At 71.2% G+C, this 25,027-nt stretch carries 25 protein-coding genes and 1 pseudogene; 8 read left to right on the forward strand and 18 right to left on the reverse strand.

Features of this window, described 5'->3' with window-relative positions; translation table 11 throughout:
* Positions 1 to 29: 29 nt before the first annotated feature.
* From BM362_RS38535 to pafA, 8 genes are all read right to left on the reverse strand, one after another.
* Positions 30 to 911 (reverse strand): diacylglycerol/lipid kinase family protein, encoded by an 882-nt coding sequence (locus BM362_RS38535; RefSeq protein WP_093576509.1) that lies wholly within the window; start codon positions 909 to 911, stop codon positions 30 to 32.
* 2 nt (positions 912 to 913) lie between these two features.
* A complete protein-coding gene (gene tatC, locus BM362_RS38540; protein ID WP_067585565.1) occupies positions 914 to 1,888 on the reverse strand; it encodes a twin-arginine translocase subunit TatC in 975 nt (324 codons plus the stop codon).
* 88 nt (positions 1,889 to 1,976) lie between these two features.
* Positions 1,977 to 2,291 carry a Sec-independent protein translocase subunit TatA gene (gene tatA, locus BM362_RS38545; protein WP_067585568.1) on the reverse strand — a complete coding sequence of 105 codons (315 nt, stop codon included), beginning with the start codon at positions 2,289 to 2,291 and terminating at the stop codon, positions 1,977 to 1,979.
* Positions 2,292 to 2,328: 37 nt separating this feature from the next.
* Entirely contained in the window at positions 2,329 to 2,541 is a 213-nt protein-coding gene (locus tag BM362_RS38550; protein WP_037370413.1) for a bacteriophage holin, read from the reverse strand.
* Between the two features lie 10 nt (positions 2,542 to 2,551).
* Entirely contained in the window at positions 2,552 to 3,532 is a 981-nt protein-coding gene (locus tag BM362_RS38555) for a helix-turn-helix transcriptional regulator (RefSeq protein WP_067585571.1), read from the reverse strand.
* The gene (locus BM362_RS38560) at positions 3,529 to 4,521 is read right to left on the reverse strand and encodes a helix-turn-helix transcriptional regulator (protein WP_093576510.1); all 993 of its coding nucleotides are present in this window, start codon (positions 4,519 to 4,521) and stop codon (positions 3,529 to 3,531) included. Before BM362_RS38560 ends, BM362_RS38555 begins: the two co-directional genes overlap by 4 nt.
* A gap of 155 nt (positions 4,522 to 4,676) precedes the next feature.
* Positions 4,677 to 5,714, reverse strand: a complete 1,038-nt coding sequence (locus BM362_RS38565) for a WD40/YVTN/BNR-like repeat-containing protein (protein ID WP_093576511.1) — start codon at positions 5,712 to 5,714, stop codon at positions 4,677 to 4,679.
* Between the two features lie 395 nt (positions 5,715 to 6,109).
* Positions 6,110 to 7,468: a Pup--protein ligase gene (gene pafA, locus BM362_RS38570; RefSeq protein WP_037806466.1), complete on the reverse strand. Its 1,359-nt coding sequence runs from the start codon at positions 7,466 to 7,468 to the stop codon at positions 6,110 to 6,112.
* Between the two features lie 205 nt (positions 7,469 to 7,673).
* On the opposite strand from pafA, the gene BM362_RS38575 reads away from it, so the two are divergent.
* From BM362_RS38575 to BM362_RS38590, 4 genes are all read left to right on the forward strand, one after another.
* Complete coding sequence (locus tag BM362_RS38575; RefSeq protein ID WP_425285762.1) at positions 7,674 to 9,113, forward strand: bifunctional phosphatase PAP2/diacylglycerol kinase family protein; 1,440 nt, start codon at positions 7,674 to 7,676, stop codon at positions 9,111 to 9,113.
* Between the two features lie 285 nt (positions 9,114 to 9,398).
* On the forward strand, positions 9,399 to 10,619 hold the full coding sequence (locus BM362_RS38580; RefSeq protein ID WP_093576559.1) for an alpha/beta hydrolase: 1,221 nt from the start codon (positions 9,399 to 9,401) through the stop codon (positions 10,617 to 10,619).
* Positions 10,620 to 10,729: 110 nt separating this feature from the next.
* Complete coding sequence (locus BM362_RS38585) at positions 10,730 to 11,080, forward strand: YciI family protein (protein ID WP_067585577.1); 351 nt, start codon at positions 10,730 to 10,732, stop codon at positions 11,078 to 11,080.
* Entirely contained in the window at positions 11,073 to 12,308 is a 1,236-nt protein-coding gene (locus BM362_RS38590) for an RNA polymerase sigma factor (protein WP_093576513.1), read from the forward strand. Before BM362_RS38585 ends, BM362_RS38590 begins: the two co-directional genes overlap by 8 nt.
* A 390-nt stretch (positions 12,309 to 12,698) precedes the next feature.
* Here the strand turns inward: BM362_RS38590 and BM362_RS50835 are convergent.
* From BM362_RS50835 to dop, 5 genes and pseudogenes are all read right to left on the reverse strand, one after another.
* Positions 12,699 to 12,965 (reverse strand): annotated as a pseudogene (locus tag BM362_RS50835) (hypothetical protein); the annotation flags it as partial.
* Between the two features lie 216 nt (positions 12,966 to 13,181).
* Complete coding sequence (gene prcA, locus BM362_RS38595; RefSeq protein WP_093576514.1) at positions 13,182 to 13,973, reverse strand: proteasome subunit alpha; 792 nt, start codon at positions 13,971 to 13,973, stop codon at positions 13,182 to 13,184.
* A 61-nt stretch (positions 13,974 to 14,034) separates the two neighbouring features.
* Positions 14,035 to 14,892 carry a proteasome subunit beta gene (gene prcB, locus BM362_RS38600; RefSeq protein WP_067585583.1) on the reverse strand — a complete coding sequence of 286 codons (858 nt, stop codon included), beginning with the start codon at positions 14,890 to 14,892 and terminating at the stop codon, positions 14,035 to 14,037.
* 138 nt (positions 14,893 to 15,030) lie between these two features.
* Positions 15,031 to 15,225, reverse strand: coding sequence for a ubiquitin-like protein Pup (locus tag BM362_RS38605; protein ID WP_037806475.1), 195 nt, complete (start codon positions 15,223 to 15,225; stop codon positions 15,031 to 15,033).
* 89 nt (positions 15,226 to 15,314) lie between these two features.
* Entirely contained in the window at positions 15,315 to 16,817 is a 1,503-nt protein-coding gene (gene dop / locus BM362_RS38610; RefSeq protein ID WP_067585586.1) for a depupylase/deamidase Dop, read from the reverse strand.
* Between the two features lie 40 nt (positions 16,818 to 16,857).
* On the opposite strand from dop, the gene BM362_RS38615 reads away from it, so the two are divergent.
* Positions 16,858 to 17,379 carry an NUDIX hydrolase gene (locus BM362_RS38615; protein WP_067585588.1) on the forward strand — a complete coding sequence of 174 codons (522 nt, stop codon included), beginning with the start codon at positions 16,858 to 16,860 and terminating at the stop codon, positions 17,377 to 17,379.
* A 154-nt stretch (positions 17,380 to 17,533) separates the two neighbouring features.
* Here BM362_RS38615 and BM362_RS38620 read toward each other — a convergent pair whose 3' ends face one another.
* From BM362_RS38620 to BM362_RS38630, 3 genes are all read right to left on the reverse strand, one after another.
* Positions 17,534 to 18,151, reverse strand: a complete 618-nt coding sequence (locus BM362_RS38620) for a hypothetical protein (protein ID WP_093576515.1) — start codon at positions 18,149 to 18,151, stop codon at positions 17,534 to 17,536.
* Between the two features lie 70 nt (positions 18,152 to 18,221).
* Entirely contained in the window at positions 18,222 to 19,145 is a 924-nt protein-coding gene (locus BM362_RS38625; protein ID WP_093576516.1) for an aldo/keto reductase, read from the reverse strand.
* Positions 19,146 to 19,240: 95 nt separating this feature from the next.
* On the reverse strand, positions 19,241 to 19,579 hold the full coding sequence (locus BM362_RS38630; RefSeq protein ID WP_067585595.1) for a hypothetical protein: 339 nt from the start codon (positions 19,577 to 19,579) through the stop codon (positions 19,241 to 19,243).
* Positions 19,580 to 19,699: 120 nt separating this feature from the next.
* On the opposite strand from BM362_RS38630, the gene BM362_RS38635 reads away from it, so the two are divergent.
* Positions 19,700 to 20,605: a DMT family transporter gene (locus BM362_RS38635; protein WP_067585598.1), complete on the forward strand. Its 906-nt coding sequence runs from the start codon at positions 19,700 to 19,702 to the stop codon at positions 20,603 to 20,605.
* 57 nt (positions 20,606 to 20,662) lie between these two features.
* On the opposite strand, the gene arc is transcribed toward BM362_RS38635, so the two are convergent.
* Positions 20,663 to 22,465, reverse strand: coding sequence for a proteasome ATPase (arc, locus tag BM362_RS38640; RefSeq protein WP_067585601.1), 1,803 nt, complete (start codon positions 22,463 to 22,465; stop codon positions 20,663 to 20,665).
* Positions 22,466 to 22,803: 338 nt separating this feature from the next.
* Here arc and BM362_RS38650 point away from each other — a divergent pair, with 338 nt between their 5' ends.
* Both BM362_RS38650 and BM362_RS38655 read left to right on the forward strand, forming a co-directional pair.
* Complete coding sequence (locus BM362_RS38650) at positions 22,804 to 23,715, forward strand: hypothetical protein (RefSeq protein ID WP_093576517.1); 912 nt, start codon at positions 22,804 to 22,806, stop codon at positions 23,713 to 23,715.
* Positions 23,716 to 24,174 (forward strand): hypothetical protein, encoded by a 459-nt coding sequence (locus BM362_RS38655; RefSeq protein ID WP_093576518.1) that lies wholly within the window; start codon positions 23,716 to 23,718, stop codon positions 24,172 to 24,174.
* Here the strand turns inward: BM362_RS38655 and BM362_RS38660 are convergent.
* Positions 24,171 to 25,001: a tRNA (adenine-N1)-methyltransferase gene (locus BM362_RS38660; RefSeq protein ID WP_093576519.1), complete on the reverse strand. Its 831-nt coding sequence runs from the start codon at positions 24,999 to 25,001 to the stop codon at positions 24,171 to 24,173. The two genes, BM362_RS38655 and BM362_RS38660, sit on opposite strands and share 4 nt — an antisense overlap.
* Between the last annotated feature and the right edge of the window lie 26 nt (positions 25,002 to 25,027).

Genomic DNA, 25,027 nt, shown 5'->3' on the forward strand with positions numbered 1-25,027 from the left:
GCGATTCCGGTACTAACCGTGGTCAGCACTCACGACACCACTGTGAGCGCGGAGGGCACGCAGGCCAGCTCGACCGGTGCCTGGCCTTGGTCTTCGCCGTCGGCGTAGACGGGCCAGCCGGGTGCTTCGATGCGCAGCGTCCGGGTGCGGAAGGTTTCGACGCTGGGCTTGTGCACGTGTTCGCCGGTGCGCAGCTGCGGCAGCATCCGGAGCAGGCGGACGCGGCCGGGTGCGCCGATGACGGTGACGTCGAAGAGGCCGTCGCCGGGGTCGGCGTCCGGGCAGATCGGGATGCCGCCGCCGTAGTACGGGGTGTTGCCGACGGCGATGAGGCTCGTGTCCCCGGACAGGACGCCGTGGTCGGTGTGCACGACGATCGGGCTGGACCGGAACGCGGCGAGTTCGGCGAGGATCGCCAGGTCGTAGCGGCGGGGTCCGGCGGGCCAGCGCATCGCGTTCGCGCGGGCGTTGACGGCGGCGTCGAATCCGGCGCACAGCACGGTGGCGAACCAGGTCCCGCCGACGCGGCCGAGGTCGACGCTGCGGCGGTGCCCGGTTTGCAGGGCTTTGGCGAGGGCGTCGGTCGCGGCGCGCGGGTCGGCGGGGACGCCGAGGGCGCGGGCGAAGTCGTTGCCGGTGCCGGAGGGGACGAGGCCGAGCGCGACGCCGTGGTCGGCACAGAACTGGACGCCCTGGTGGGCCGCTCCGTCGCCGCCGAGGACGATCAGCACGTCGAGGCCTTCGGCGTGCGAGGACCGCATGAGTGCGCGGGACTCCTCGACGCTGGTGGCGCTGAGGAGGTCGAGCCGGTCGACGGCGGGCCGGAGCCGCGCCGCGACCGCTTCGGCCAGGCGGGCGGCCGCGCCGCGACCGGAGGCCGGGTGCACCGCCAGTGCTGCGTTCAGGCCCACGGTCAGGTGATGTCGTCGGTGGAGCCGGAGCGGCCGGACGCCGGTTTCCGCGCGGCCGGTTCCTCGCCGTCGGCGCTGGTCGGCGTGTAGGTGAACGGCGCGGCCTCGTCGTCGGCGAGCTGGTCCCAGCCCTCGTCGTGGCGGACGCGGTCGAGCTTGCGGTCGTGGAAGCGGGCGAGCTGGATCGAGATCTCGAACAGCAGGGTGAGCGCGGCGGCGAGGCCGAGCATCGAGAACGGGTCCGATCCGGGGGTGGCGAACGCGGCGAACACGAACAGCGCGAACACGATGCCGCGGCGCCACTTCTTGAGCTGCTGGTACTTGAGCACGCCGACGCGGTTGAGCATCACGACGAGCAGCGGCAGTTCGAAGCTGACGCCGAAGATCACCAGCAGCGACAGGATGAACGAGATGTACTTGTCGCCGGTGAGGGCGGTGACGAACTGGTCCTGGCCGAACCCGGCGAGCAGCGCGAGCGCGTGCGGGACGAGCAGGTAGGCCAGCACCGCGCCGGCGGCGAAGAGCACCGAGGCGAAGCCGACGAAGGTCAGCGCGTACTTGCGTTCCTTGGCGTAGAGGCCGGGGGCGATGAACGCCCACAGCTGGTAGAGCCAGGCCGGGGACAGCAGCACCGCGCCCGCGGCGACGCCGACCTTCAGGCGGAGCATGAAGACTTCGAACGGGACGGTCTGCAGCAGGCGGCAGCCGGTTTCGCCGCCGAACCGCTGCGAGGCGGGGATGGCGCAGTACGGGTGCGTCATGATGTCGCCGAGCGACGGGATCGGCCCGAATCGCTGGCCGAACCAGATGAACCCGAAGATCGCGCCGATCACGACGAAAACGACCGCCCAGCCGAGGCGGCGGCGGAACTCGTAGATGTGCTCGATGAGCGTCATCGTGCCGTCGGGGTTTTTCCGACGGCTGCGCCGGCTCCGCTTGCTGGGCCGGCTGCCGTTGCCGTTGGCGGCTTCCGCCACTGGTCGTTCCGTTCTCGTCAGAGCCCGCCGGGGCGCGCCGCACCGGCGCGCCGCCGTGGACCGGGGACCGGGTGGTGCGCGCGGAGGGTCAGCTCGCGTTCTTCTGCGGCTGGTCGGCCGGGGCCGCCTGCTGCTTCTTCAGTTCGTCGAGCTGGCGCTGGAGGTCGGCGACCTGCTGGTCCTGCGCGGTCTGCGCCGGCGCGGGAGGGGCGATGTGCCGGGTGTCGGCGGACTCGGCCTCGGCTTCGGCCTTCTGTTCGCCGGTCAGGTCCTTGGTCTCGGCCTTGAAGATCTTCATGGACTTGCCGATGGACCGGGCCGCGTCCGGGAGCCGCTTCGCTCCGAACAGCAGAACCACCACGAGCACCAGAACGATGATGTGCCACGGCTGCAGCGCGTTCATGGTCGGCTGCCCTCCTTGTCTGGGGTCTGTGCCGATGTTACTTGTTGCCGGGCGCCGGGCGGCGTTCGGCCACGGCCACACGGAGTGCCGCGGACCGGGCCCGGAGGAGTCCGGTCCGGTCGTGGGTGTCCGCACTGACCATGCTCATGGTGCGGCGGAAGCGGCGCAAGACTCCGGCGGTCCGTACCAGCAGCAGGGCCAGGACGAGCAGGCCGGCCGCGAGCAGCACATAGACGGGCAGGTACGGCACTGAAACCACCTTATCGGTCGGAGATGGACATGAGGTGACGGGCACGCGCCACGGCGTCGGCGGCCCGGCGACCGACCGCCTCGGCGAGTGTGGCGGGGCTCTCCACCTGGGCGTCCCCGCCGAGGCTGAGCACGAGGCGGACCATCCAGGGCTCGTCGCTGTAGCGCATGGCGATGCGCAGGCGCCCGCCGTCGAGTTCGGCCAGTTCCTCGCACGGGTAGTACTCGGCGACCCAGCGGGCGTCGGGGTCGAGCACGAGATGGGCGACCCGCTGATCGGGACGGGCGGAGAAGACTCCGTCGGACAGGTCGGTGGGCCGCGCATGGGCGGGCGGAGCCGCGGGTTCGGCCAATACGGTGAGCGCGTCCACCCGATCGAGGCGGAAGAGCCGGACGCCTTCGACGCGACGGCACCACGCTTCGAGGTAGCCGACGCCTTGGACGATGACCAGCCGCATCGGGTCGACGGTGCGTTCGGTGATCTGGTCGCGCGAGGCGGTGTAGTAGCGCATCCGCAGCGCGCGGCCGTCCTGGAGCGCGCCCGAGACGGTCTCGCGGGTGCGGGCGGCGCGGGCTCCTTCGCGCACTCCTCCCCCGACGACGACTCCGGCGGGGCGGGCCTGCCCGGCGGCGTCCTCGATTTTGGCGATGGCGCGGCGGACCGCGTCGCCGTCGGCCACGCCCGGCGTTTCGGCGAGCGCGCGCAGCGCGACCAGCAGTGCGGTGGCTTCGCCGCCGGTGAGGCGCAGCGGGCGGCTCATCCCGGCGTCGTGGGTGACGACGATGGTGTCGCCCTCGAAGGACAGGTCGATGAGGTCGCCGGGGCCGTAGCCGGGCAGCCCGCACATCCACAGCAGTTCGAGGTCCTTGCGCAGCTGGCGCGGGGTGACGTCGAAGTCCTGCGCGGCCTCGTCGATCCGGATGCCGGGGCGCGCCAGCAGGTAGGGCACGAGCGCGAGCAGTCTCGGCATGCGTTCGCCGGAGGCGCTCATCGGACGCTGCCCCGCCCGGCGCGGGCGAGCACGGCCTCAAGCCGGTGCTGCACGGATTTGGCCAGCACGTCCGGTTCGAGGACGAGCACGTCCGGTCCTTGGGCGGCGATCCAGTCGGCGGCCGATTCCGGGAAGTACAGGCCGATCTCGATCACGTCGCCTTCCTCGCCCGCGACGGTCTCGCGGCCCACGACGTCGCCGCGGCGGCGGACTCCGGCGGCGCGGCCGTCGGCGATCCACATCCGGGCGGTGGTGACCGGGGCCGGGTCTTCGCCGCCGCCGGTGACCGAGACCAGCTGCATCAGGTTGACGCCCTCGGGCCGGACGACCGCGCCCGGTTTCCCGATCGCGGCGACCTTTCCGGTGACGCGGGAGAGCCGGAAGCAGCGGGGCGCGTCGCGGTCGCGGTCGTGCCCGACGACATACCAGCGGGCGCGCCAGGACACGACGCCCCACGGTTCGAGCGTGCGGATGCGGCGTTCGGGCGAGCCGCTGCGCCGGTATTCGAAGCGAACCGCCTGCCCGGCCTGGACGGCGGCGAGCATCGGCGCGAACGCCGGTTCCGCGCGCACCCGCGGCTCGATCACGGTGGGCGCCTGGTCGTCGACCTCGACGCCGGCCGCGCGCAGTTTCACCAGTGCGCCCTGGGCCTGTCCGGTGAGTTCGGGCGAGTCCCAGAGCCGGACGGCGAGCCCGACGGCCGCGGCCTCGTCCGGGGCGAGGTCGATCTCGCCGAGTTCGTAGTCGCGGCGGGCGATGCGGTAGCCCTCGACCGGGTCGAAGACGGAGTTGCGGCCGGTTTCGAGCGGGATGCCGAGTTCCCGCAGTTCGGTCTTGTCCCGCTCGAAGGTGCGGAAGAAGGCGTCGTCGCTGGCCGCGTCGGCGTACCCGGGCACGATCCCGCGGATCCGCTCCGCGGTGAGGTACTGCCGGGTGGAGAGCAGGGCCAGCACGAGGTTGACCAGCCGTTCGGCGCGTGCGGTGGACACCAGACGACTCTAGCTCTCCCCGCCGCGCGCGATCGCGAGGTCCGGCCCTCGCGCATCGCGCCTGGTCAGCCCGCGTGCGGCGGCGGGACCCTCCGCACCCGCGCCGTCACGCACCGCCGTTGCGGGCGGCTTCCCTGCCCGGAACGGGTTCGCTCTTACGGAACCAGCTTCGCCACTCGTCCCTGGGTCCCGCTGGCCCAGCACGCACCCGACCGCGTGCAGTCGACAGTGTCGAAACTGCCGCTGTCGAACGACGCCCAGTGCCGTCCCCCGTCGCGGCTCAGATCGCTCCCGCCAGGCCCGACAGCCAGCACCGTGCCGCCGCGCCAGGCAAGCCCGGATCGATACCCGGCAGGATGCTCCGGCGGGGTGCGCCAGCTGCGCCCGCTGTCGCGGCTCACCGCGACAGCCGGACCGGGCGCGGTCGGATTGGCGTAGTCGCCCCCGATCGCGACGCCCTGCCACGGCGTGCGGAACGCAACCGCGAACACTCCGGCCGACGCACTGCTCGGCAACGGGGTCTCGGCCGCGGTCCAGTGCCGCCCGCCGTCGCCGGAGTGCAGGACGCGTGCATGCGCTCCGCCGCCGGTGGCAAGCCACGCGTCGAACGGCCCGGACGTGGTGATGCACTGGCCGCTGGCAGCGAACCCGGCTTCGCCAGGTTCCGCGGGCGGGAACGCGTTGTCCGGGATCTGCTTCCAGCTGCGGCCGCCGTCGAAGGTCGCCTGCACGCGGAACTTCCCGTCGACCGGGTCGCTCATCGCGAGACCGCGCCACGGGTCGAAGAAGGCGAGGCAGTCGTAGAACGCGGCGGAATCGGGATTGCCGAACGTCTGCCGCCAGTGCTTCCCGCCGTCGTCGGTGCGGTAGACGCGGGAATCCGGTCCGGGCCCGATCGACAGCACGACCGCGTGGTCGGCGTCGAAGGCCTCGATGTCGCGGAACTCGAGCTTCCCGGTATCCGGCGGCCCGACCGGCTGCCAAGTGCTACCGCCGTCGACCGTCCGCAGCACGGTGCCCTGAGTGCCGCTGACCCACGCGACCCGCTCGCTCACCGCGGACAGGCCGCGGAACTGCGCGGCGGTGTCCGCGGGCAGGAGCCGCCACGACGGCAGCGAGGAGGCCGCGGCGACCCCGCCCAAGGACATCGACAGCACCGCGACGAGGACCAGGACGCTCCGGAACGCACGCATGCGGAGATCTTGCCGCAGCCGGGTGACGACTTTCGTCGGGTTCTCCGCCCGCGGCAACGGTTTCCAGTTCCCGAACCGCTCGCACCACCCCGACGCGGAAGCGCGGCGGCGTGCGGAGGGCAAGTTTCGGCGCGGCCACCGGGCCCATGCCGAAACTTGACCGCCTCGATTCAGCTCATGACCGTCCGCGGGCTGCCCGGATGACCATGTCTTCAGGTCCGAACACCGCGTTCAGGCCCAAGGGCACCGCTGACCCGGGCAGGTGCATCTCACGACGCACCTGCGACACCGGCTGAAGGTCCTGGCGTCGGCGACCGCGGGCCGGGGCCGCATCGCGCCTCCGGACGCCGGGCTGAACGGCGATCCGCCCGCGACGAGGAAGTCCGCGCCGACAATCACAGCGAGCCGATGAGCCGCTCGACCCGCTCGTCGACCGACCGGAACGGGTCCTTGCACAACACGGTCCGCTGCGCCTGGTCGTTCAGCTTCAGATGCACCCAGTCGACCGTGAAGTCCCGCCCGGCCGCCTGCGCCGCCGCGATGAAGTCGCCGCGGAGTTTCGCCCGGGTGGTCTGCGGCGGGGTGTCCTTGGCCGCCTCGATCTCGCCGTCGTCGGTGACGCGCCGGACGAGTCCCTTGCGCTGCAGCAGGTCGAAGATGCCCCGGCCGCGGCGGATGTCGTGGTAGGCCAGGTCGAGCTGGGCCACCCGCGGGCTGGACAGGTCCAGGTCGTGCTTGGCCCGGTACCGCTCGACCAGGCGGTGCTTGATCGCCCAGTCGATCTCGGTGTCGATCTTGCTGAAGTCCTGCTCCTCGACCGCCTCCAGCGCCCGGCCCCACAGCTCCACCACGCGCTCGTTGGCGGGCGTGGACCCGTTCTCCTTCAGATGCTGGACAGCGCGGGCGTGGTACTCCCGCTGGATGTCCAGCGCGGACGCCTCGCGCCCGCCGGCGAGCCGGACCTGGCGGCGTCCGGTGAGGTCGTGGCTGATCTCCCGGATCGCGCGGATCGGGTTGTCGAGGGTGAAGTCGCGGAACTGGACCCCGGCCTCGATCATTTCCAGCACCAGGTGCGCCGATCCGACCTTCAGCATCGTGGTGGGCTCGGCCATGTTGGAGTCGCCGACGATGACGTGCAGGCGCCGGTAGCGCTCGGCGTCGGCGTGGGGTTCGTCGCGGGTGTTGATGATCGGCCGGGACCGGGTGGTGGCGCTGGAGACGCCTTCCCAGATGTGCTCGGCGCGCTGGGAGAGGCAGTACACCGCGCCGCGCGGGGTCTGCAGGACCTTGCCCGCGCCGCAGATGAGCTGGCGGGTGACGAGGAAGGGCAGCAGCACGTCGGCGATCCGGGAGAACTCCCCGGCACGGGTCACCAGGTAGTTCTCGTGGCAGCCGTAGGAGTTGCCCGCGGAGTCGGTGTTGTTCTTGAACAGGAAGATGTCGCCGCCGATGCCCTCGTCGGCGAGCCTGCGCTCGGCGTCCACGAGGAGGTCCTCAAGGATCCGCTCGCCTGCTTTGTCGTGCGTGACGAGCTGGGTCAGGTCGTCGCACTCGGCCGTCGCGTACTCCGGGTGCGAGCCCACGTCGAGGTAGAGCCTGGAGCCGTTGGACAGGAACACGTTGGAGGAGCGTCCCCACGAGACGACCCGCCGGAAGAGGTAGCGCGCGACCTCGTCGGGCGAGAGCCTGCGCTGGCCGTGAAAGGTGCACGTGACCCCGAACTCGGTCTCGATGCCAAAGATCCGCCGCTGCATCCCACCAGAGTAGGCGCTGGACCCCCGCGGAAGGTGCGCCGTTCGGGCGGCGACACGCGGTCGGTACGTTGCAAGTGGTGACATTGCGGCGGAAACCGGTCGTCGGGACCGGGTGCGGAGCCGGCGCGGCCAGCGGAGGTGGACGACAGTGTTCCAGCAGGTCGGCCGGGCGTTCCGGCAGGTAGGGCGGCGGGACCGGGCCCTGATGCGGCGCAGTGCGGCGCTCCCCCGCACCCGGGCCGACGACGTGCTGACCGCGTTGTCCCGAAGTGCGGACAAATCGCGGCTCTGGTGGGGCGTGGCGGCCGTGCTGGCAGTCCGGAAGGGCCCGGCGCGGCGGGGCGCGCTGCGCGGGATCGCCGCCGTCGCGGGGGCGAGCGCCGCGGCGAACCTGGTCGCGAAGCCGTTGTTCCCCCGCCGCCGTCCGGCCGAGGAAGAGGTTCCCGCACACCGTCAGCTGCGCAAACGGCCGACGTCGTCGTCGTTCCCGTCCGGGCATTCGGCTTCGGCCGCCGCGTTCGCGACCGCGGTCGCGATGGAGTCGCCGCGGGCCGGGCTGGCGATCGTGCCGCTGGCCGGGGCGGTCGCGTACTCGCGGGTGCACACCGGCGTGCACTGGCCGAGCGACGTCGCCGCGGGGCTCGCGATCGGGACCGGCGTCGCCGTGCTGACCCGGCACTGGTGGCCGTTGCGCCCCGACGTCCGCGCCCGCACCGCCCATGCGGCGGAGGCACCGGAGATGCGCGACGGCGAGGACATGCTGGCGCTGGTGAACCCGCATTCGGGGGTCAACGGCCAGGACCCGGCCGAGGACGTCCGCCACGCGTGGCCGAAGGCGTCGCTGATCTACCCGGACCCGTCGCGGGATCTGCGCGAGCAGCTCGCCGACGAGATCGAGGCGCACGGCTCGGTCCGCGCGCTCGGTGTGGCGGGCGGGGACGGGACGGTCGCGGCCGTGGCGTCGGTCGCCGCCGAACGCGGGCTGCCGCTGGCGCTCATCCCGGCCGGGACGCTCAACCACTTCGCCCGCGACGTCGGGGTCCGGTCGATGCCGGACGCGGACGAGGCGACCGAGGGCGGGCACGCGGTCGGCATCGACCTGGCCGAGGTCGAGATCGACGGCTCCGGCGAACCCGAGCATCGCTGGTTCGTCAACACCGCCAGCCTAGGCGGGTACCCGGAAATGGTGCGGCTGCGGGAAAAGCTCCAGACCCGGTTCCCGAAGTGGCCGTCCGCGGCGATCGCGCTGGTGCGCGCGATGCGGCGCGCGAAACCGCTGCGGGTGCAGCTGAACGGGAAGCCGGCCCAGGTGTGGCTGATCTTCATCGGCAACGGCACCTACGCGCCGAAGGGGTTCGCGCCCTCGCGGCGCCCGGCGCTCGACACCGGCCTGCTCGACGTCCGGTACGTGCGGGCCGACGTGCGCTGGTCGCGGATCAGATTCGTGCTCGCGAGCCTCACCGACAGCCTGCACGCGAGCCACGTCTACCGGCAGCGGGACCTGCCGGAACTGCACGTGCGGCTGCTCGACGGGAATCGCCGGGTCGCCACCGACGGCGAGGTCGGGCCGCTCGGGCGGGAGTTCCGGTTCCGGTCGCGGCCCAGCGCGCTGACCGTCTACCGCAATCCGGACAGCGACTCCTGACCGCGTCGTGCCCTCAGGTCCGTCCGGCGGCGTTCGGGCGGGCACCGTGTGCTTCACCGCAGTGCCCGGCTCTCCGGTGCCGACCTGCGCGTTTGCCGTCAGCTCGCCGCACCGGAGAGCGACCCTTGACTGTTTCTTTACCTTTTCTCAACGAATCCACAGCGAGCCCTCAATAGCGTGATCTTCGAGGTGCGGACTGCCCTGTCCGCGCCAGTTCACGGCAGGGGTCTCTTCAGTGCGTTTTTCCTCCCGCGGTCGCAGCTGCCCGTCTCCGGCAGGCCGCGGATGACCAGGCTGCTCCCGCAGGCTGTCGACCCCATCCTGCCCCCGTCGGTCACCTCCCAGGCCAGGGACCTCGGGCCGCTCGAATCCCCCTTGCTGTGGCTCGCGTTCGCCGGCGCCGCGACGGCGGTGCTGGCCGTCACCATCGCGCTCGCGCACCGCCGCCGCGCGCGCCGCTGGGGCGTCAGCGGGTCGATCGCGCTGTTCCTGATCGCCGCGATCACCGCGGTGAACAGCTACGTCGGCTACGTCCGCACGCCCAGCGACCTCGGCAGGCTGCTGCAGCGCGGTTCCGGCGCGATGAACGTCGCGGGCACCCTCCTGCGCGGCACCAGCGACGATCCGGCCGAAGACTCCGACCCCAGCACCGCCGGCAGCTCCAGCGGCGGCTCCCCCGCCGCCCGCCCGGCGGCTCCGTCCAACGCCAACGGCAGCATCGAGGTGCTGAACGTCCCCGACCCGGCGCACGGCGTGCGGAACGGCGAGAACTACGTCGTCCTCCCGGCCGGCTACCACGATCCGGCGAGCGCGGCCAAGCGCTACCCGGTCGTCTACCTCATCCACGGCTACCCCTACGGCGGGCCGCGCGACTGGCTCACCTCCGGCTCCGCGCCGCAGACGCTGAAGAGCCTCGAAGACGCGAACGTGATCCAGCCGATGATCATCGTGAGCGTCGACCTCACCGCCAACCGGCCGAGCACCGACTGGGAATGCCTGAACGTCCCGGGCGGACCGCAGCTGGAGACGTATCTCGCCAGCAGCATCGTCCCGTCGGTCGACAAGCACTACCGCACCTTCGCCGACCGCGGCCACCGCGCGCTCGGCGGCATGTCCGGCGGCGGATTCGGCGCGCTGAACATCGGGCTGCACCACCTCGGCGAGTTCGGCACGCTGCTGATCTCGCTGCCGTATGACGACCTGAACGACTCGGTCGGCGTCCTCGGCGGCAACCAGGCGGCGATCGCGGCGAACACCCCGCGCCGCTACATCCCGACGATGCCGTTCCCGCAGAAGATCGCCGTGATGCTCACGGTCGGCACCGGCGCGCCGACCGACGTCGCGACCGCGCACCGCATCGCCGGTTCGCTCCAGCGGCGCGGCCAGGAGGTCGTGGTGCACGCCGAACGCGGCTTCAACCACACCTGGCACACCGCCCGCGCGACGCTCCCCTACATGCTCGCCTTCGCCGATCAGAACTTCCGCACCGCGCCTGCCGCCTCCTGAGCGGATCCTCCGGAAAAATATCTTCCGGGCCCTGTCCATCCGGGCGGGCGCCGTTCGTGGTGAGGTCAGTGCGGCACTCCGGCCGCGCTGACCGACGAAGGAGCCCGACCATGAAGTACCTGCTGCTGATCCACGCTTCCGCGGCCACCGAGCAGGGCGGGGCCGCCGGCTGCGAGCCCGCCGACTGGATGGCCTACGACCAGGAAGTCCGCGACGCGGGGGTGTTCGTCAGCGGGGAGTCGCTCGCCGATCTCGTGACCGCGACCAAGGTCCAGGTGGGCGCCGACGGCGAGCGGTCGATCACGACCGACGGCCCGTTCGCCGAGACCCGCGAGCTGCTCGGCGGGTTCTACGTGCTGGACGTGCCCGACCTCGACGCGGCGCTCGACTGGGCCGCCCGCTGCCCGGGTTCCCGGGACGGTTCGGTCGTGGTGCGCCCGATCGCCGACTTCGATGCCTGACGCCCGAGCGTCCGTGGCGGCCGTGTTCCGCGAGGAGCACGGCCGCCTGCTCGGCGCGCTCGTCCGCCGTTTCGGCGACCTCGACCTGGCCGAGGAGGTCGCCGCCGAAGCGGTGGAAGCCGCGCTGGTGCGCTGGCCGGTCGACGGCGTCCCGCCGAAACCCGGCGCGTGGCTGATGACGACCGCGCGCCGCAAGGCCGTCGACCGGCTCCGCCGCGACCAGGCGTACGCGGCGAAACTGGCCGTCCTGCAAGCGGAATCCGACCGCGGCGACCCTCCCCCGCTGCCCGGGGCCGACGGCGACCTGCCCGACGACCGGCTCCAGCTGTTCTTCACCTGCGCCCACCCCGCGCTGGCCGCCGAGGACCGCCTCGCGCTCACGCTGCGCTGCCTCGCCGGGCTCACCACGCCCGAGGTGGCGCGAGCGTTCCTGGTGCCGACCGCGACGACGGCGAAGCGGATCGCGCGGGCCAAGAACCGGATCCGCGACCACCGCATCCCCTTCCGCGCCCCGTCCGGCGACGAGCTGCGCGCCCGGCTGCCCGGCGTGCTGCAGGTGCTGTACTCGCTGTTCACCGAGGGCTACGCGGCCAGTTCCGGCCCGGCCATCCAGCGTCCGGACCTGGCCGAGGAAGCCATCCGGCTGGCCCGCATCCTGCACCGTCTCCTGCCCGACGAGCGCGAAATCACCGGACTGCTGGCGCTTCTGCTGCTGGCGCACGCCCGCCGTGCCGCCCGCACCGGGCCGGCGGGCGAGTTCGTCCTGCTCGAAGACCAGGACCGGACCGCCTGGGACGCGGCGCTGATCGACGAAGGGCGCACGCTGGTGCCGGTCGCGCTGACCGGCGGCCCGCCCGGGCCGTACGGGGTGCAGGCAGCGATTGCCGCCCTTCATGCCGAAGCACCGGACGTCGCGCGCACCGACTGGCCGCAGATCGTCGCGCTGTACGACATTCTGCTGACTCTCACACCGACGCCGGTGGTCGCGCTCAACCGGGCGGCCGCGGTGGCGATGCGCGACGGACCCGAAGCCGGACTGGACCTTCTGGACGGGTTAGCCGACGAGCCTCGGCTGCGGGGCTACCACCCGTACGCCGCCGCTCGCGGAGACCTGCTGCACCGCCTCGGCCGCGACGACGAAGCAGCAACGGCGTACCAGGAAGCGTTGGCCAGCGCCGGAACCGAGCCGGAACGCGCGCATTTGCGTCAGCGGCTGGAGTCGCTCTGACTCGGTGCCCGCCGGCCCAGCACCGGGTCGACGAGCCTCGTCAGCGGTCCGGAAAGCGTCTGGCCGTGCCGCCGGAACAAGCCGGCGCGGGAATCGAACCGGCCTAGCTCCGCCAGCACGGTCGCGGACAGGTCGCACGCTCCCGCCGGTCTCGCAGACGACGCCGTCCCAGCCGATCGCCGTGCGGGACACCGCTTCGAACAGCGTCTCCCCGCTGTCGCCGGAAAACCCCGGACTCGCCGCCAGCTCGGTCCGCTGTCCGAACAGCGCTCCCCGACCGGGACCCACCTGCCGATCTCGAACTCCAGCCGCGCCACCAGCACCCGTGACGGCACCAGGAACTTCAGCCGCGGAAACCTCGGATACCAGAACCGGCCGACCCCGCACCCGAGCCGGAATCCCCTGCGCCCGCGCGACTCCCGCCAGAATCGCCAGCCGCTGGCTGCACGAACCCCGCCCGCGGCGCAACGTCCGCGAGATCGGCTGCCGCTCCCGCACCGGATACACCGGCCGCACCGCGCCGCCGATCACCCGCGACCCGCCAAACCGGTCCTCGGACGCGGTCGCCCGCACCAACGGCTGCACGCACGGATCGCGCCAAGTAGAGAATCGCCGCCGGCACCCGCGGCGGAACCGGCCCCGGCGACACCAGCGCACACGTCACCACGCCAGTATCCGCGAAAAACAACCCTGGGCCGCCGGTTCATCCGGCCGCCCACCGTGAACTGCTGTGCGTGAGGGGAACCCTGAGGGAATCAGATTCCCCCAGGGCGGCCCTCACGCACCTTGGCGGGAGCGAAGTGCGACGCGACCTGGTGCAGCCCAGCCGGTCGACCGCGCGCGGCAGCTACTGAGAAACCTCAGCGCGGCACGTCATTCCTTCTCGGCCGAACCCTCGCCGGAACCCTTGTCCGAGTCCTTGCCCTCGCCGGAGTCGTCCGGCTTCTCGGCAGGCTCCTCCTTCTCCGGCAGCAACGCCTCCAGCGCCGCCCCCGACAACCGCCGGAACGCCCGCCGCGGCCTCGCCCGGTCCAGCACCGCGACCTCGAGCTTGATCTCCGCCTCGGCCGCCGCCCCGTTCCCGTTCGACGACGCCGCGGTCGCCCGCAACCCCTCGATCGCGGTCGCCAGCGCCGTCCGCAGATCGTGCTCCGGGTCCACGACATCCTTCAGCTTCGTGCTGATCGGCTCCGTCGTCCCGCCCATCACCACGAACGGCGACTCGTCGAAAATCGACCCGTCGAAGGTCAACCGGTACAGCTGGTCCTCCGCGGCGGTCGCCCCGACCTCGGCCACGCACACCTCGACCTCGAACGGCTTGAGCTGCTCGGTGAAAATGCTGCCCAGCGTCGCCGCGTAAGCGTTCGCCAGCGCCCGCGCACTCACATCCCGCCGGTCGTACTGGTAGCCCTTCAGATCCGCGTGCCGGATCCCGGCCACCCGCAGATTCTCGAACTCCGAATACCGGCCCACCGCGGCGAACCCGATCCGGTCGTAGATCTCGGACACCTTGTGCAGCGTCGCCGACGGATTCTCCGCCACGAACAGCACGCCGCCCGCGTACTTCAGCACCACCACGCTCCGGCCCCGCGCGATCCCCTTGCGCGCCAGCTCGGAACGCTCCCGCATCAGCTGCTCGGGAGAGGCATACAACGGCATCGTCACGGTGTCGGCTCCACGTTCTCCGAAAACTCGGCAATCATTGATTCAGCGGACATCGGCGGCCTCAGACCGGCCGGTGGTGATTGCGCTCCGCGCGCCCGGCCACCACCGCCTCGGCCACCGCACCCGTCCGCTCCGCGGGAAGCACCACCGCGCCGTCCTCCGCGGTGATGGTGATGACGTTCGGGAAAATCCGCCGCACCAGATCCGGCCCGCCGCTCGCGGTGTCGTCGTCCGCCGCGTCGTACAACGCCTCCAGCGCCGTCCGCACCGCCGCGTCCGCATCCGCGTCCGGGTCGTACAGCTTCTTCAGCGACGACTTCGCGAACAGCGAACCCGAACCGACGCTGGCATACCCGGCGTGCTCCTCGTACCGCCCGCCCGCCGCGTCGTACGACACGATCCGGCCCGCGTGCTTCGCGTCCTCGGCCTCCAGGTCGTACCCGACGAACAACGGCACGACCGCGAGCCCCGCCATCGCCATCTCCAGGTTCGCCTTCACCATCCCGGCCAGCTTGTTCGTCTTGCCGTCCAGCGAAAGCGAAACGCCCTCGATCTTCTCGTAATGCGCCAGCTCCACCGCGTACAGCCGGACCATCTCCACGGCCAGCCCCGCGGTCCCCGCGATGCCCACCGCCGAGTACTCGTCCGTGACGTGCACCTTCTCGATGTCCCGGCTCGCGATCAGGTTCCCCGACGTCGCCCGCCGGTCGCCGGCGATCAGCACCCCGCCGGCGAACGCGACCGCCACGATCGTCGTGCCGTGCGGCACGTCCAGCTCACCCGCGGGCACCCGCCGCGCGGGCAGCAGCTCCGGCGCGGTCGCGCGCACGAAATCCGCGAACGACGACGTCGTCGGCGAAAAGTAGGCCGACGGCAGTCCGGGCCCGGAAAAACCCGCCCCAGAGGAGGTGTTGTCCATACGTGCTCTCGGTTCCCATCTCATCCCGTGCCCGGCAACGCCGAGCACAACCTGCCCCCGGCGCCACCGCGCGAAACCTCCGGCCCAGCGCGCCCGCCGCACCGCCCCGCACCCGGGGCGGCCGCGACGGGCAGGCGGCTACTCGCCGCCCTTCTGCACGTAAGCGCGGACGAAGTCCTCGGCGTTCTCTTCCAGCACGTCGTCGATCTCGTCGAGGATCGTGTCCACGTCCTCGCCGAGCTTCTCCCGCCGCTCCTGGCCCGCCCCGCCGGCGTCGTCGAACTCCTCGTCGGAATCGCCGCCGCCGTGCTTCTCGATCTTCTCCTGCGCCATCTCGCCTCCCGGTCTGGCCGATGCTCCCTAGCCTACCCAGCGGTACCGACGAAAAGGGCCTTCCCTCGACCCGAAACGCCGGGATCGCGCTAGTCCGAACCGGTGATCGCCTCCACCAGCTCCTCCGCCGTCGCCGCCGCGTCCAGCAGCTTCCCGACGTGCGCCTTCGTCCCCCGCAACGGCTCCAGCGTCGGGATCCGCACCAGCGACTCCCGGCCCACGTCGAAAATCACCGAATCCCACGACGCCGCCGCGATCGACGACGCGTACTTCTCCAGCGCCCGGCCCCGGAAGTAGGCGCGCGTGTCCGACGGCGGATTCGTGATCGCCGCCTGCACCTCCTCCTCGGTGACCAGCCGCTTCATCGAACCCCGCGTCACCAGCCGGTTGTACAGGCCCTTCCCCAGCCGCACGTCCGAATACTGCAGGTCCACCAGCCGCAGCCGCGGCGCGCCCCAGGCCAGCTGGTCCCGCTCCCGGTACCCCTCCAGCAGTCGCAGCTTCGCGGGCCAGTCCAGCCGGTCCGCGCACTCCTGCGGATCCCGCGCCAGCGCGTCCAGCACCTCGCCCCACACCCGCAGCACTTCCTTCGACGCCTCGTCCGCGCCCGTGCGCTCGAGGTTCGCCGCCGCCAGCTCGTGATAGGCGAACTGCAGGTCCAGCCCGGTGAACTTCTTCCCGTTCGCCAGCTCGACCTTCGTCTTCAGCGTCGGGTCGTGGCTGATCTTGTGCACCGCCCGCACCGGCTCGTCCAGCTTCAGGTCGTCGAACCGCACGCCGGCCTCGATCAGGTCCAGCACCAGCGCCGTCGTCCCGACCTTCAGATACGTCGAGTACTCCGACAGGTTCGCGTCCCCGATGATCACGTGCAGCCGCCGGTACTTGTCCGCGTCCGCGTGCGGCTCGTCGCGCGTGTTGATGATCCCGCGCTTGAGCGTGGTCTCCAGCCCGACCTCGACCTCGATGTAGTCCGAGCGCTGCGAAAGCTGGAAACCCGCCTCCTCGCTCTGCTGCCCGACCCCCACCCGGCCCGAACCGCACATCACCTGCCGCGAAGCGAAAAACGGCGTCAGCCCGCCGATCACCGCGGTGAACGGCGTCGACCGCTGCATCAGGTAGTTCTCGTGCGTGCCGTAGCTCGCGCCCTTGCCGTCCACGTTGTTCTTGTACAGCTGCAACGGCGGCTGCCCCGGCACGGTGGCCGCCTTCAGCGCGGCCTCCTCCATCACCCGTTCGCCCGCTTTGTCCCAGATCACCGCATCCCGCGCGTTCGTGACCTCCGGCGCGGAGTACTCCGGATGCGCGTGGTCCACGTACAGCCGCGCACCGTTGGTGAGGATGACGTTCGCCGCCCCGAGGTCCTCGACGTCCGGGTCGTGCCCTGGCCCGCCCGGCCCGGTGAGATCGAACCCGCGCGCGTCGCGCAACGGCGACTCCACCTCGTAGTCCCAGCGCGCCCGGCGCGCCCTCGGGATGTCCGCAGCCGCGGCGTAGGCCAGCACCACCTGAGTCGAGGTGAGCACCGGGTTCGCCGTGGCGTCCCCGGGCACGGCGATGCCGTACTCGACTTCGGTTCCCATGATCCGACGCATGCCACCACCCTACGGGTTCGGCGCGTGCGAGGATGCCCCCATGCCAGGCAGTGACGAACTCGTTGCCCTCTATGACGACGCGGGCCGCGCGACCGGCGAGGCGCTCCGCTCCCGGGTCCGGGCGGAGGGACTCTGGCACGCCGCCGGCGTCGTTCTCGTCCGATCGGGCGACGGCCGGTCGGTCTACGTGCACCTCCGCACGGCGGACAAGGACACCTTCCCCTCCACCTGGGACTGCTGGGCGGGCGGAGTCGTCGCCGCGGGCGAAACCCCCGCCGACTGCGCGCGCCGCGAACTCGCCGAAGAACTCGGCGTCCACGGAGTGGAACCGGAACCGCTGTTCGCCAAAATCTACGACGACGGCTCGATCCGCTGCCACAACTTCGCCTTCGAAGTCCGCTGGGACGGCCCGGTCCGGCTGCAGGCCGAGGAAATCGTCGAAGGACGCTGGATCCCGCTCGACGAACTCCGCGCCTGGGTCTTCGCTCCCGAACCCGAACCGCCCTTCATCCCCGACGGCCGCGCGGGCGTCCAGGAATGGTTCCGGCGTTACGGTGTTTGATGGCGTCGGCTTCGCCGTCGCGGCGGGATCGCCTTTAAGTCGGCGTGTCGAGGAGCAGCGTGCCCGGCCCCCAGGCCGGGCGCGCTGCTCCTCGACACGCCGACGCGATCCCGCGTTTCGGTCCAGTGCCAAAAGAACTAGAGGCAAGCCGTCGCTACGGCTGAGCGGTCAGCTTCGCGACCACCTTCGGCAGCAACCGTTTCGCGGCGTCCTGTGCGCGCGCCGGCGTGCTCGCCGCAACGCTCAGCGCCGACACCAGATTCCCCTTCGCCACCAGCACCGCGCACGTCGAGCCCTCGCACCATGCCCGCTGCACGGCGATCCCCGGCTGCGGCGGCAGCGACACCTCAGCGCCCGCGCACTGCGTGCCCGCCACGACATCCTCGCCCGAGCGGTCCGCGTACGCCGTGACCTCGTGCGTCAACGCCGAACCGCTCGGATACACCCAGCTCACCGACGTGCGCTCGCCCGCGGCCAACCCGCTCAGACACCCCGAAACCCGGCCCGAACCCGGAGCCACACCCTCCTCGGCAACGTCTGGATCGGACAGCAAAGCCGCCTCCGCGCGCCGCGGGTCCGGTGCCGCCGAAGAGGAAACGACCGGCGGATCGACCGCCCGCGACACCGGCGGAGCGACCGGAGCGCTCGTGCCCGGAGCCGGATCGTCGTAGTAGGTCTCAAGATTGTTGGGCCGGTTGCCGCATCCGGCGAGCCCGGCCAGCGCGCCCAGCCCGACCAGCACCGCGACTGCTGGCACTTGCCGACGACGCACGTTGCCCCTCCGCGCTCAGTGTTGCCCGTCCGCCCCGGGCCATGCTGGGCCCCGAGGGTAATGCAATCGCTCAGCTCCACCCGAGGTGGGATCGATGCGCCCAGTACTCGCGCGCGTCCTGCGCGAGTTGTCCCAGCACAGCGCGGTCCTCGTCGCCGAGGCGCACTCGCGTCGCGGCAAGGTTCGCCGCCAGCTGCGCCGGGCTCGACGGACCCAGCACCGCCGTCGGAGCCCACTCCTGCCCGAGCACCGCGGCCACCGCGATCGCGTCCGGGCCGGCGCCGTGTGCTCCGGCGATCCGCCGCAGCGGCTCCGGAGCCTCCGCGACGAGCCGTCCGTTCGCGAGAGTTTCCTTGACCAGCACCCGTTTCCCGGCCGCTTTGGCTTCGGCCAGCGCCGGGCCCGCCGACGGCTCGAAGACGTTCCAAGTGGACTGAACCGACGCGAACACCGGCTGCCCGGCCGATTCCAGCTCGAACGCCCGGCGCACCACGTCCGCCTGCGCCGGTCCGGATGTGGAGAAGCCGACCTCGACGCCGTCGCCGGAAAGCCCGGCCAGCGCGTCGATCAGCGCCGGATCAGTGAAAAGTGGACTGTCCACAGTGAGCGAATGGACCTGGTACAGGTGCACGTGCCCGGCCAGGAGGTCCCGCGTCTGCGCCCACTGTTCGCGAAACCGCGGCAGCGTGTGTTCCTTGACCTCGTGGACGTCCGCGTCGAGCCGCCACTCGCCCACGTAGCGGTAACCCCACTTGCTGGACACAGTGACATCCCGGTGTCCGCGTTCGGTCAGCCAGCCGCCGAGAAACTCCTCCGAACGGCCGTAAGACCGCGCGACGTCGACCCACCGGACTCCCGCCGCGTACGCCGCGTCGAGCACCTCGTGCGTCGCGGCTCGCATCGACGGCACATCCCGCACTGCGGGCAAGTCGCGCCCCAGATTGATGTATGCCGGACGGCCGAGCGCGGCCAGCCCCACCGCGATGCGGTCCATCGGGATCCCCTTGTCTGTGCTGAGTTTGGGAATTGAGCGGAAAAGCTCAGGCGAGCCCGCGTGGAGCGCTTTCCTCTCGCCAGATGTATAGGTCGTTATACACTTTGTTTGTGCCGGAGGATGGCGAGCCATTGGCTGGCGTTTTGGGCTTGGCGGTGGAGTTTTTCGAGGCGGGCGGCGGGTGCGCGGACGTAGCCTTTGCCGAAGACCGGGGCGATCTGGCGGAGGCTGGCTCCTTCTTCGCGGGCGGCCAGGAGTGCCCAGTCGGAGGCGTCGGCGCAGGCCGCGGAGGCGCGGCGCAGTTCTCCCAGGAGGTCGATCAGGTCGTTGGCGTCGAGGTCGCCGGCGTGGACGGCGGCCGCGGTCGTTTCGAGCCAGGCCAGGATGTCGGCTTCGGTGATCGGGGGGCGCGGGCGGGTGGTGTCTGTGCTCACGCGGCGCAGTATAGGGCGTTATACATCGACGTCGAACGCGATGTCCGAAAACCGCTGGACTCCGGGCGTGGCGTGAAAGTTGACTGGCCGGAGCAGTCCGCTGGTCGTTTCGGAGGTTCAGTGAGGTTCGGCATCGCCGTCCGGTTCGTCGCGCTCGCCGTCGTGTGGGGCGCGAGTTTCCTGTTCATCAAGGTGGGCCTGGAGGGGCTGTCGCCGGCTCAGGTGTCGCTCGCGCGGGTCGCGCTGGGCGCGTTGACGCTCGGCGCGTTCCTGGTGCTGCGCAGACGGTCGCTCCCCCGCGATCCCGCGTTGTGGGCGCATCTCGCGGTGGTTTCGCTGCTGTTCTGCGTGGGCCCGTTCCTGTTGTACTCGTGGGCCGAACAGTACGTGGCCTCCGGGCTCGCCAGCATCTTCAACGCCACCACTCCCCTGCTGACCATGCTGTTCGCCGCGGCCGCCCTGCCCGCGGAACGGCTCACCCGGCCGAAAACCGCCGGGCTGCTGATCGGCTTCGCCGGCGTGCTCACGCTGGTCGGCGTCTGGCGCGGCATCGACCTCAGTCACGAGGTCCTCGCCCAGCTGGCCTGCCTCGGCGCGACCACCTGCTACGGCCTGGCTTTCGTGTATCTGCGGAAGTTCGTGTCGCCCCGCGATCCGGACCCGGTCGTCGTCGCGTTCGGGCAAACCGGTTTCGCCACGGTCGTCCTGCTGGCCGCGGCGCCGGTGATCGCGGCACAACCGGTGCACCTGAACCTCGCCGTGGTGCTGTCCATGCTGGCGCTCGGCGTGCTCGGCACCGGGGTGGCCTACACCTGGAACACCGCCATCGCCGCCGCCTGGGGCGCCGCCAACGCGTCCGCTGTGACCTACCTCACTCCCGTGGTCGGGGTGCTGCTCGGCGTGCTGGTCCTCGACGAACCGGTGCACTGGAACGAACCCGTCGGAGCGCTGCTCGTGGTGCTCGGGATCCTGGCATCGCACGGTCGGCTTTCCCGGGCGCGGCAACCGGTCCTGGAACGCGTCTGAGACGCACCGCGGGGCCGCCGGAGGAAATCCCGGCGGCCCCGCGGTGTTCGCACTGTCCTACAGGTACTGACCGGTGTTCGTGGCGGTGTCGATCGCCCGCCCCGATTCCTGGTTCTTGCCGGTGACGAGCGTGCGGATGTAGACGATCCGCTCGCCCTTCTTGCCGGAGATCCGGGCCCAGTCGTCCGGGTTGGTGGTGTTGGGCAGGTCCTCGTTCTCCGCGAACTCGTCGACGATCGCGTCCAGCAGGTGCTGCACGCGCAGGCCGGGCTGCTGGGTCTCCAGCACCGACTTGATCGCCGACTTCTTCGCCCGGTCCACGATGTTCTGGATCATCGCGCCCGAGTTGAAGTCGCGGAAGTACAGGATTTCCTTGTCCCCGTTGGCGTAGGTGACCTCCAGGAACCGGTTCTCGTCGCTCTCCTCGTACATCCGCTCGACGGTGTGCTGGATCATCGCGTCGAAGGTCGCCTTCTGGTCCCCGCCGAACTCCGCCAGGTCGTCGGCGTGGATCGGCAGGCCCTCGGCGAGATACTTCGAGAAGATGTCCTTCGCGCCCTCGGCGTCCGGACGCTCGATCTTGATCTTCACGTCGAGCCGCCCCGGCCGCAGGATCGCCGGGTCGATCATGTCCTCGCGGTTGGAGGCGCCGATGACGATGACGTTCTCCAGCCCCTCGACGCCGTCGATCTCCGACAGCAGCTGCGGCACGATCGTGGTCTCCACGTCGGAGGACACGCCCGAGCCGCGGGTGCGGAAGATCGAGTCCATCTCGTCGAAGAACACGATGACCGGGGTGCCCTCGGAGGCCTTTTCCCGCGCCCGCTGGAAGATCAGCCGGATCGACCGCTCGGTCTCGCCGACGAACTTGTTCAGCAGCTCCGGGCCCTTGATGTTGAGGAAGTAGGACTTGCCGTCCGCGTTGTCCCCGCGAGCCTCGGCCACCTTCTTGGCCAGGGAGTTCGCCACCGCCTTCGCGATGAGCGTCTTCCCGCAGCCCGGCGGGCCGTAGAGCAGCACGCCCTTCGGCGGGCGCAGCTGGTACTGCTCGTACAGGTCCGCGTGCAGGAACGGCAGCTCCACGGCGTCGCGGATCTGCTCGATCTGCCGGGTCAGGCCGCCGATGTCCTCGTAGCGGACGTCCGGCACCTCCTCCAGCACGAGGTCCTCGACCTCCGCCTTCGGCACTCGCTCGTAGGCGTAGCCGGCCTTGGAGTCCACCAGGAGCGAATCGCCCGGTTTGAGCGGCTGCTCGGCGAGCGGGTCCGACAGCAGGACGACCCGCTCCTCGTCGGCGTGCCCGACCACGAGGGCGCGCGTGACGCCGCCCTCGGCCTCCGGTGCGAGCACTTCGCGCAGCGCGCACACCTCGCCGGTGCGCTCGAAATCGCCGCCTTCGACGACCGTGAGCGCCTCGTTGAGCCGCAACGCCTGCCCGCGCCGCAGCGACGAGACCTCCACCGCGGGCGACACCGAGACGCGCATCTTGCGGCCCGCGGTGTAGACGTCCACCGTGTTGTCCTCGTACGCCTCGACGAACACCCCGTATCCGCTCGGCGGCTGGGCCAGCCGGTCGACCTCCTCGCGGAGGGCGAGCAGCTGACCCCGCGCCTCGCGCAGGGTTTCGACGAGTTTCGTGTTCCGCTCGGTGAGCTGGCTCACCCGTTCCGACGCCTCGGCGAGACGTTGTTCGAGAACGCGGTTCTGTCGCGGGGAATCGGTGAGCCTGCGGCGCAGCAGCGCCACTTCTTCCTCGAGAAAACGGATCTGCCGGGCTTGTTCCTCTGATGTCTGCCCTGCTCCGCCGGTTGCTGAAGGGTCGGCCTCCTCGCGCCGACCTCCGGGAAGGTCATGATGCATCGGGCACCTCCTCGGAGTGCTTTTCATTCCACGGTACCGGCGATCACCGACAAGAAAAGGCCTTTCCGCATCACAAGACCGGCGCGTCGCGCTTTTTCTTCCGGCGAAGCACGGCCGCGAGCGCAGCGCAAGCGGCCGATTCGGTGCCGCGGACGGGAATCCGTTCCGCACAGGTTTCCGCAACGCGGAACTGGACGCACCGCGGATGCCGCCGCGGCCGGTCCGCGAACCCGAGTTGCGGGTTGACTGCGCGGAAAGGCGCGCGGCTGGCTAGCATCCCCGGGTGGCCGCGCTCCGGCGCGGCCTGGACTTTCGCGAGCACGGCAGGGGGAACCGAGATGACTTATCCGCCGCAGCAGCCCGGCGGCTGGGACCAGGGCGGACAGCAGCCGAACCCGTACGGGGGCCAGCCGCAGTACGGGCAGCCTCAGCAGGGCGGATGGAACCAGGGCGGGCAGCCGCCGCAGGGCCCGCAGTCCGGCGGGTTCCCGGCCGCGCCCGGCCCCGGCACGCCCGGCCAGGGCGGCCCCTACCAGGGCGGATACCCGCAGCAGGGCGGTCCCCAGCAGTACGGGCAGCAGCCGGGCCAGTTCGGGCAGTTCGGACAGCAGCCCGGCCAGTTCGGGCAGCCTGGCCAGCCGGGACAGCCCGGCGGGCCGTTCGGGCAGCAGCCGGGCGGGCAGTTCGGCGGGTTCGGCGAGGAGCCGCCCACAAAGAAGAAGACCGGCCTGATCGTCGGCATCGCGATCGCCGCGGTGGTCGTCCTCGGCGGCGCGACCGGCCTGGTCATCTGGCTGACCGGAGACAGCAAGAAGGACGACAAGACGGCCGCTCCGCCCGCATCGTCCTCGGCTCCGGCCGCGGGCCCCCAGTCCAGCGGCCCGGGCGACAGTTCGTCGTCGTCCCCGTCGACCTCGTCGTCGGGTTCGGGCAGCGGCGACTACCCGGCCGCGTCCGGTGCGAAGGCGAGCTCGGGCGAGCTGTTCCAGGCCGCGTCCGAGGCGTACAACAGCTCCGACACCGACGGGCTGTACTCGATGCTCTGCACCAGCCTCACCAAGGGCCAGAAACCGACCGAGAAGATGCCCTCGGGCATCCACTTCGAGCTGACCAGCAGCCCGCAGGAGAACGGCGACCAGGCGACGGTGAAGTACCACGTCACCATGTCCAGCAAGACCGCCGACGGCACCCTGACCGCCCTGCGCCAGGGCGGGGCCTGGTGCCTCGGGAAGGTCAGCACGGACCACTAGGTGAGACGCCGGCTCGGCACGGCACTCGGCCTGCTCGCAGTCGTTGTCGCGGGCGGCGTCCTCGGCTTGGTCTCGATCGGCCTGCCGGGGCCCGCCCGCACCGCCTCGGAACCGCCCGCTCCCCCGCCTCCGTCGCGAAGCAGCACGTCCTCGCCTCCCGCGCCCGCAGCGGATCAGGCCGCGATCGCGACGCTGGCGCGCACTCTCGCCGACGCGATAGCGCGCGCCGACTCGGCCGCGTTCGGCACTCTCACCTGCCAACCGCAGACTGCCGCCGCGTTGAAGGAACTCCAGGCCACATGGGACGCCGCCGGCCCGCTTCGCGTCTCACTGGCCGGACAACCGGCGATCGCGGGCGACGACGCCACAGTGACCGTCCGAGTCGAAGGCACCGGCGGGCACAAGGAGACGCCGTTCCCGCTGCGGCGCGAGAACGGCCGTTGGTGCGTCCCTGGTTAGCCTTTGCCCTTGCTGGGCCGTCGTGAAACGCGCGGCGACACTGTGCCGTCCGCCAGACGACGGGCAGTGAGCAGGAAAGCGGTGTGCGCGACCATCCGGTGGTCCGGCCGCACCGCGAGGCCGACGACGTGCCAGGGCCGCATCAGCGTCTCCCACGACTCCGGCTCGGTCCAGCACTGCTGTTCCCGCAGCGATTCCGTGACGCGCGACAGCTGGGTCACGGTGGCGACGTAGACGGTCAGCACCCCGCCGGGCACCAGGTGCTCGGCGACGTTCGGCAACTGGTCCCACGGCGCGAGCATGTCCAGCACGACCCGGTCGACCTCGCCGGTGTGCGTGGCCAGATCCGCGACGGTGAGCGTCCAGTTGCCCGGCTTCTCGCCGAAGAACTTCACGACGTTGCGCTCGGCGTGCTCCGCGTGGTCGTCGCGGATTTCGTAGGAGAACACCTGCCCCGCCGAGCCGACCGCGCGCAGCAGCGAGCAGGCGAGCGCACCCGAACCGGCACCGGCTTCCAGGACGCGGGCGCCGGGGAAAATGTCGCCCCACATCACGATCTGCGCGGCGTCCTTGGGATAGATCACCTGCGCGCCGCGCGGCATCGACAGCACGTAGTCCGGCAGCAGCGGCCGCAGCGCGAGATACGTGCTGCCGCCGGCCGAAGTGACCACGCTGCCCTCGGGACGGCCGATGAGGTCGTCGTGCGCGAGGGCGCCGCGATGCGTGTGGTACTCGCCGCCGTCGGCGAGCGTAAGGGTGTAGTGCCTGCCTTTCGAGTCCGTCAGCTGAACCCGGTCACCTGCACGAAACGGTCCGCTGACCGACAACTTCTTCCTCCACTGCGAAACCCGGA

The organism is Amycolatopsis rubida (assembly GCF_900115345.1).
GTDB classification, from domain to species: domain Bacteria; phylum Actinomycetota; class Actinomycetes; order Mycobacteriales; family Pseudonocardiaceae; genus Amycolatopsis; species Amycolatopsis rubida.

Coding starts and splice junctions, on each gene's coding strand:
- tatA (WP_067585568.1), bottom strand. CDS start 2,291: ATGAACGCGCTGCAGCCGTGGCACATCATCGTTCTGGTGCTCGTGGTG.
- BM362_RS38555 (WP_067585571.1), bottom strand. CDS start 3,532: ATGAGCGCCTCCGGCGAACGCATGCCGAGACTGCTCGCGCTCGTGCCC.
- BM362_RS38565 (WP_093576511.1), bottom strand. CDS start 5,714: ATGCGTGCGTTCCGGAGCGTCCTGGTCCTCGTCGCGGTGCTGTCGATG.
- pafA (WP_037806466.1), bottom strand. CDS start 7,468: ATGCAGCGGCGGATCTTTGGCATCGAGACCGAGTTCGGGGTCACGTGC.
- BM362_RS38575 (WP_425285762.1), top strand. CDS start 7,674: ATGCGGCGCAGTGCGGCGCTCCCCCGCACCCGGGCCGACGACGTGCTG.
- BM362_RS38580 (WP_093576559.1), top strand. CDS start 9,399: ATGACCAGGCTGCTCCCGCAGGCTGTCGACCCCATCCTGCCCCCGTCG.
- BM362_RS38585 (WP_067585577.1), top strand. CDS start 10,730: ATGAAGTACCTGCTGCTGATCCACGCTTCCGCGGCCACCGAGCAGGGC.
- BM362_RS38590 (WP_093576513.1), top strand. CDS start 11,073: ATGCCTGACGCCCGAGCGTCCGTGGCGGCCGTGTTCCGCGAGGAGCAC.
- prcB (WP_067585583.1), bottom strand. CDS start 14,892: ATGGACAACACCTCCTCTGGGGCGGGTTTTTCCGGGCCCGGACTGCCG.
- BM362_RS38605 (WP_037806475.1), bottom strand. CDS start 15,225: ATGGCGCAGGAGAAGATCGAGAAGCACGGCGGCGGCGATTCCGACGAG.
- dop (WP_067585586.1), bottom strand. CDS start 16,817: ATGCGTCGGATCATGGGAACCGAAGTCGAGTACGGCATCGCCGTGCCC.
- BM362_RS38615 (WP_067585588.1), top strand. CDS start 16,858: ATGCCAGGCAGTGACGAACTCGTTGCCCTCTATGACGACGCGGGCCGC.
- BM362_RS38625 (WP_093576516.1), bottom strand. CDS start 19,145: ATGGACCGCATCGCGGTGGGGCTGGCCGCGCTCGGCCGTCCGGCATAC.
- arc (WP_067585601.1), bottom strand. CDS start 22,465: ATGCATCATGACCTTCCCGGAGGTCGGCGCGAGGAGGCCGACCCTTCA.
- BM362_RS38650 (WP_093576517.1), top strand. CDS start 22,804: ATGACTTATCCGCCGCAGCAGCCCGGCGGCTGGGACCAGGGCGGACAG.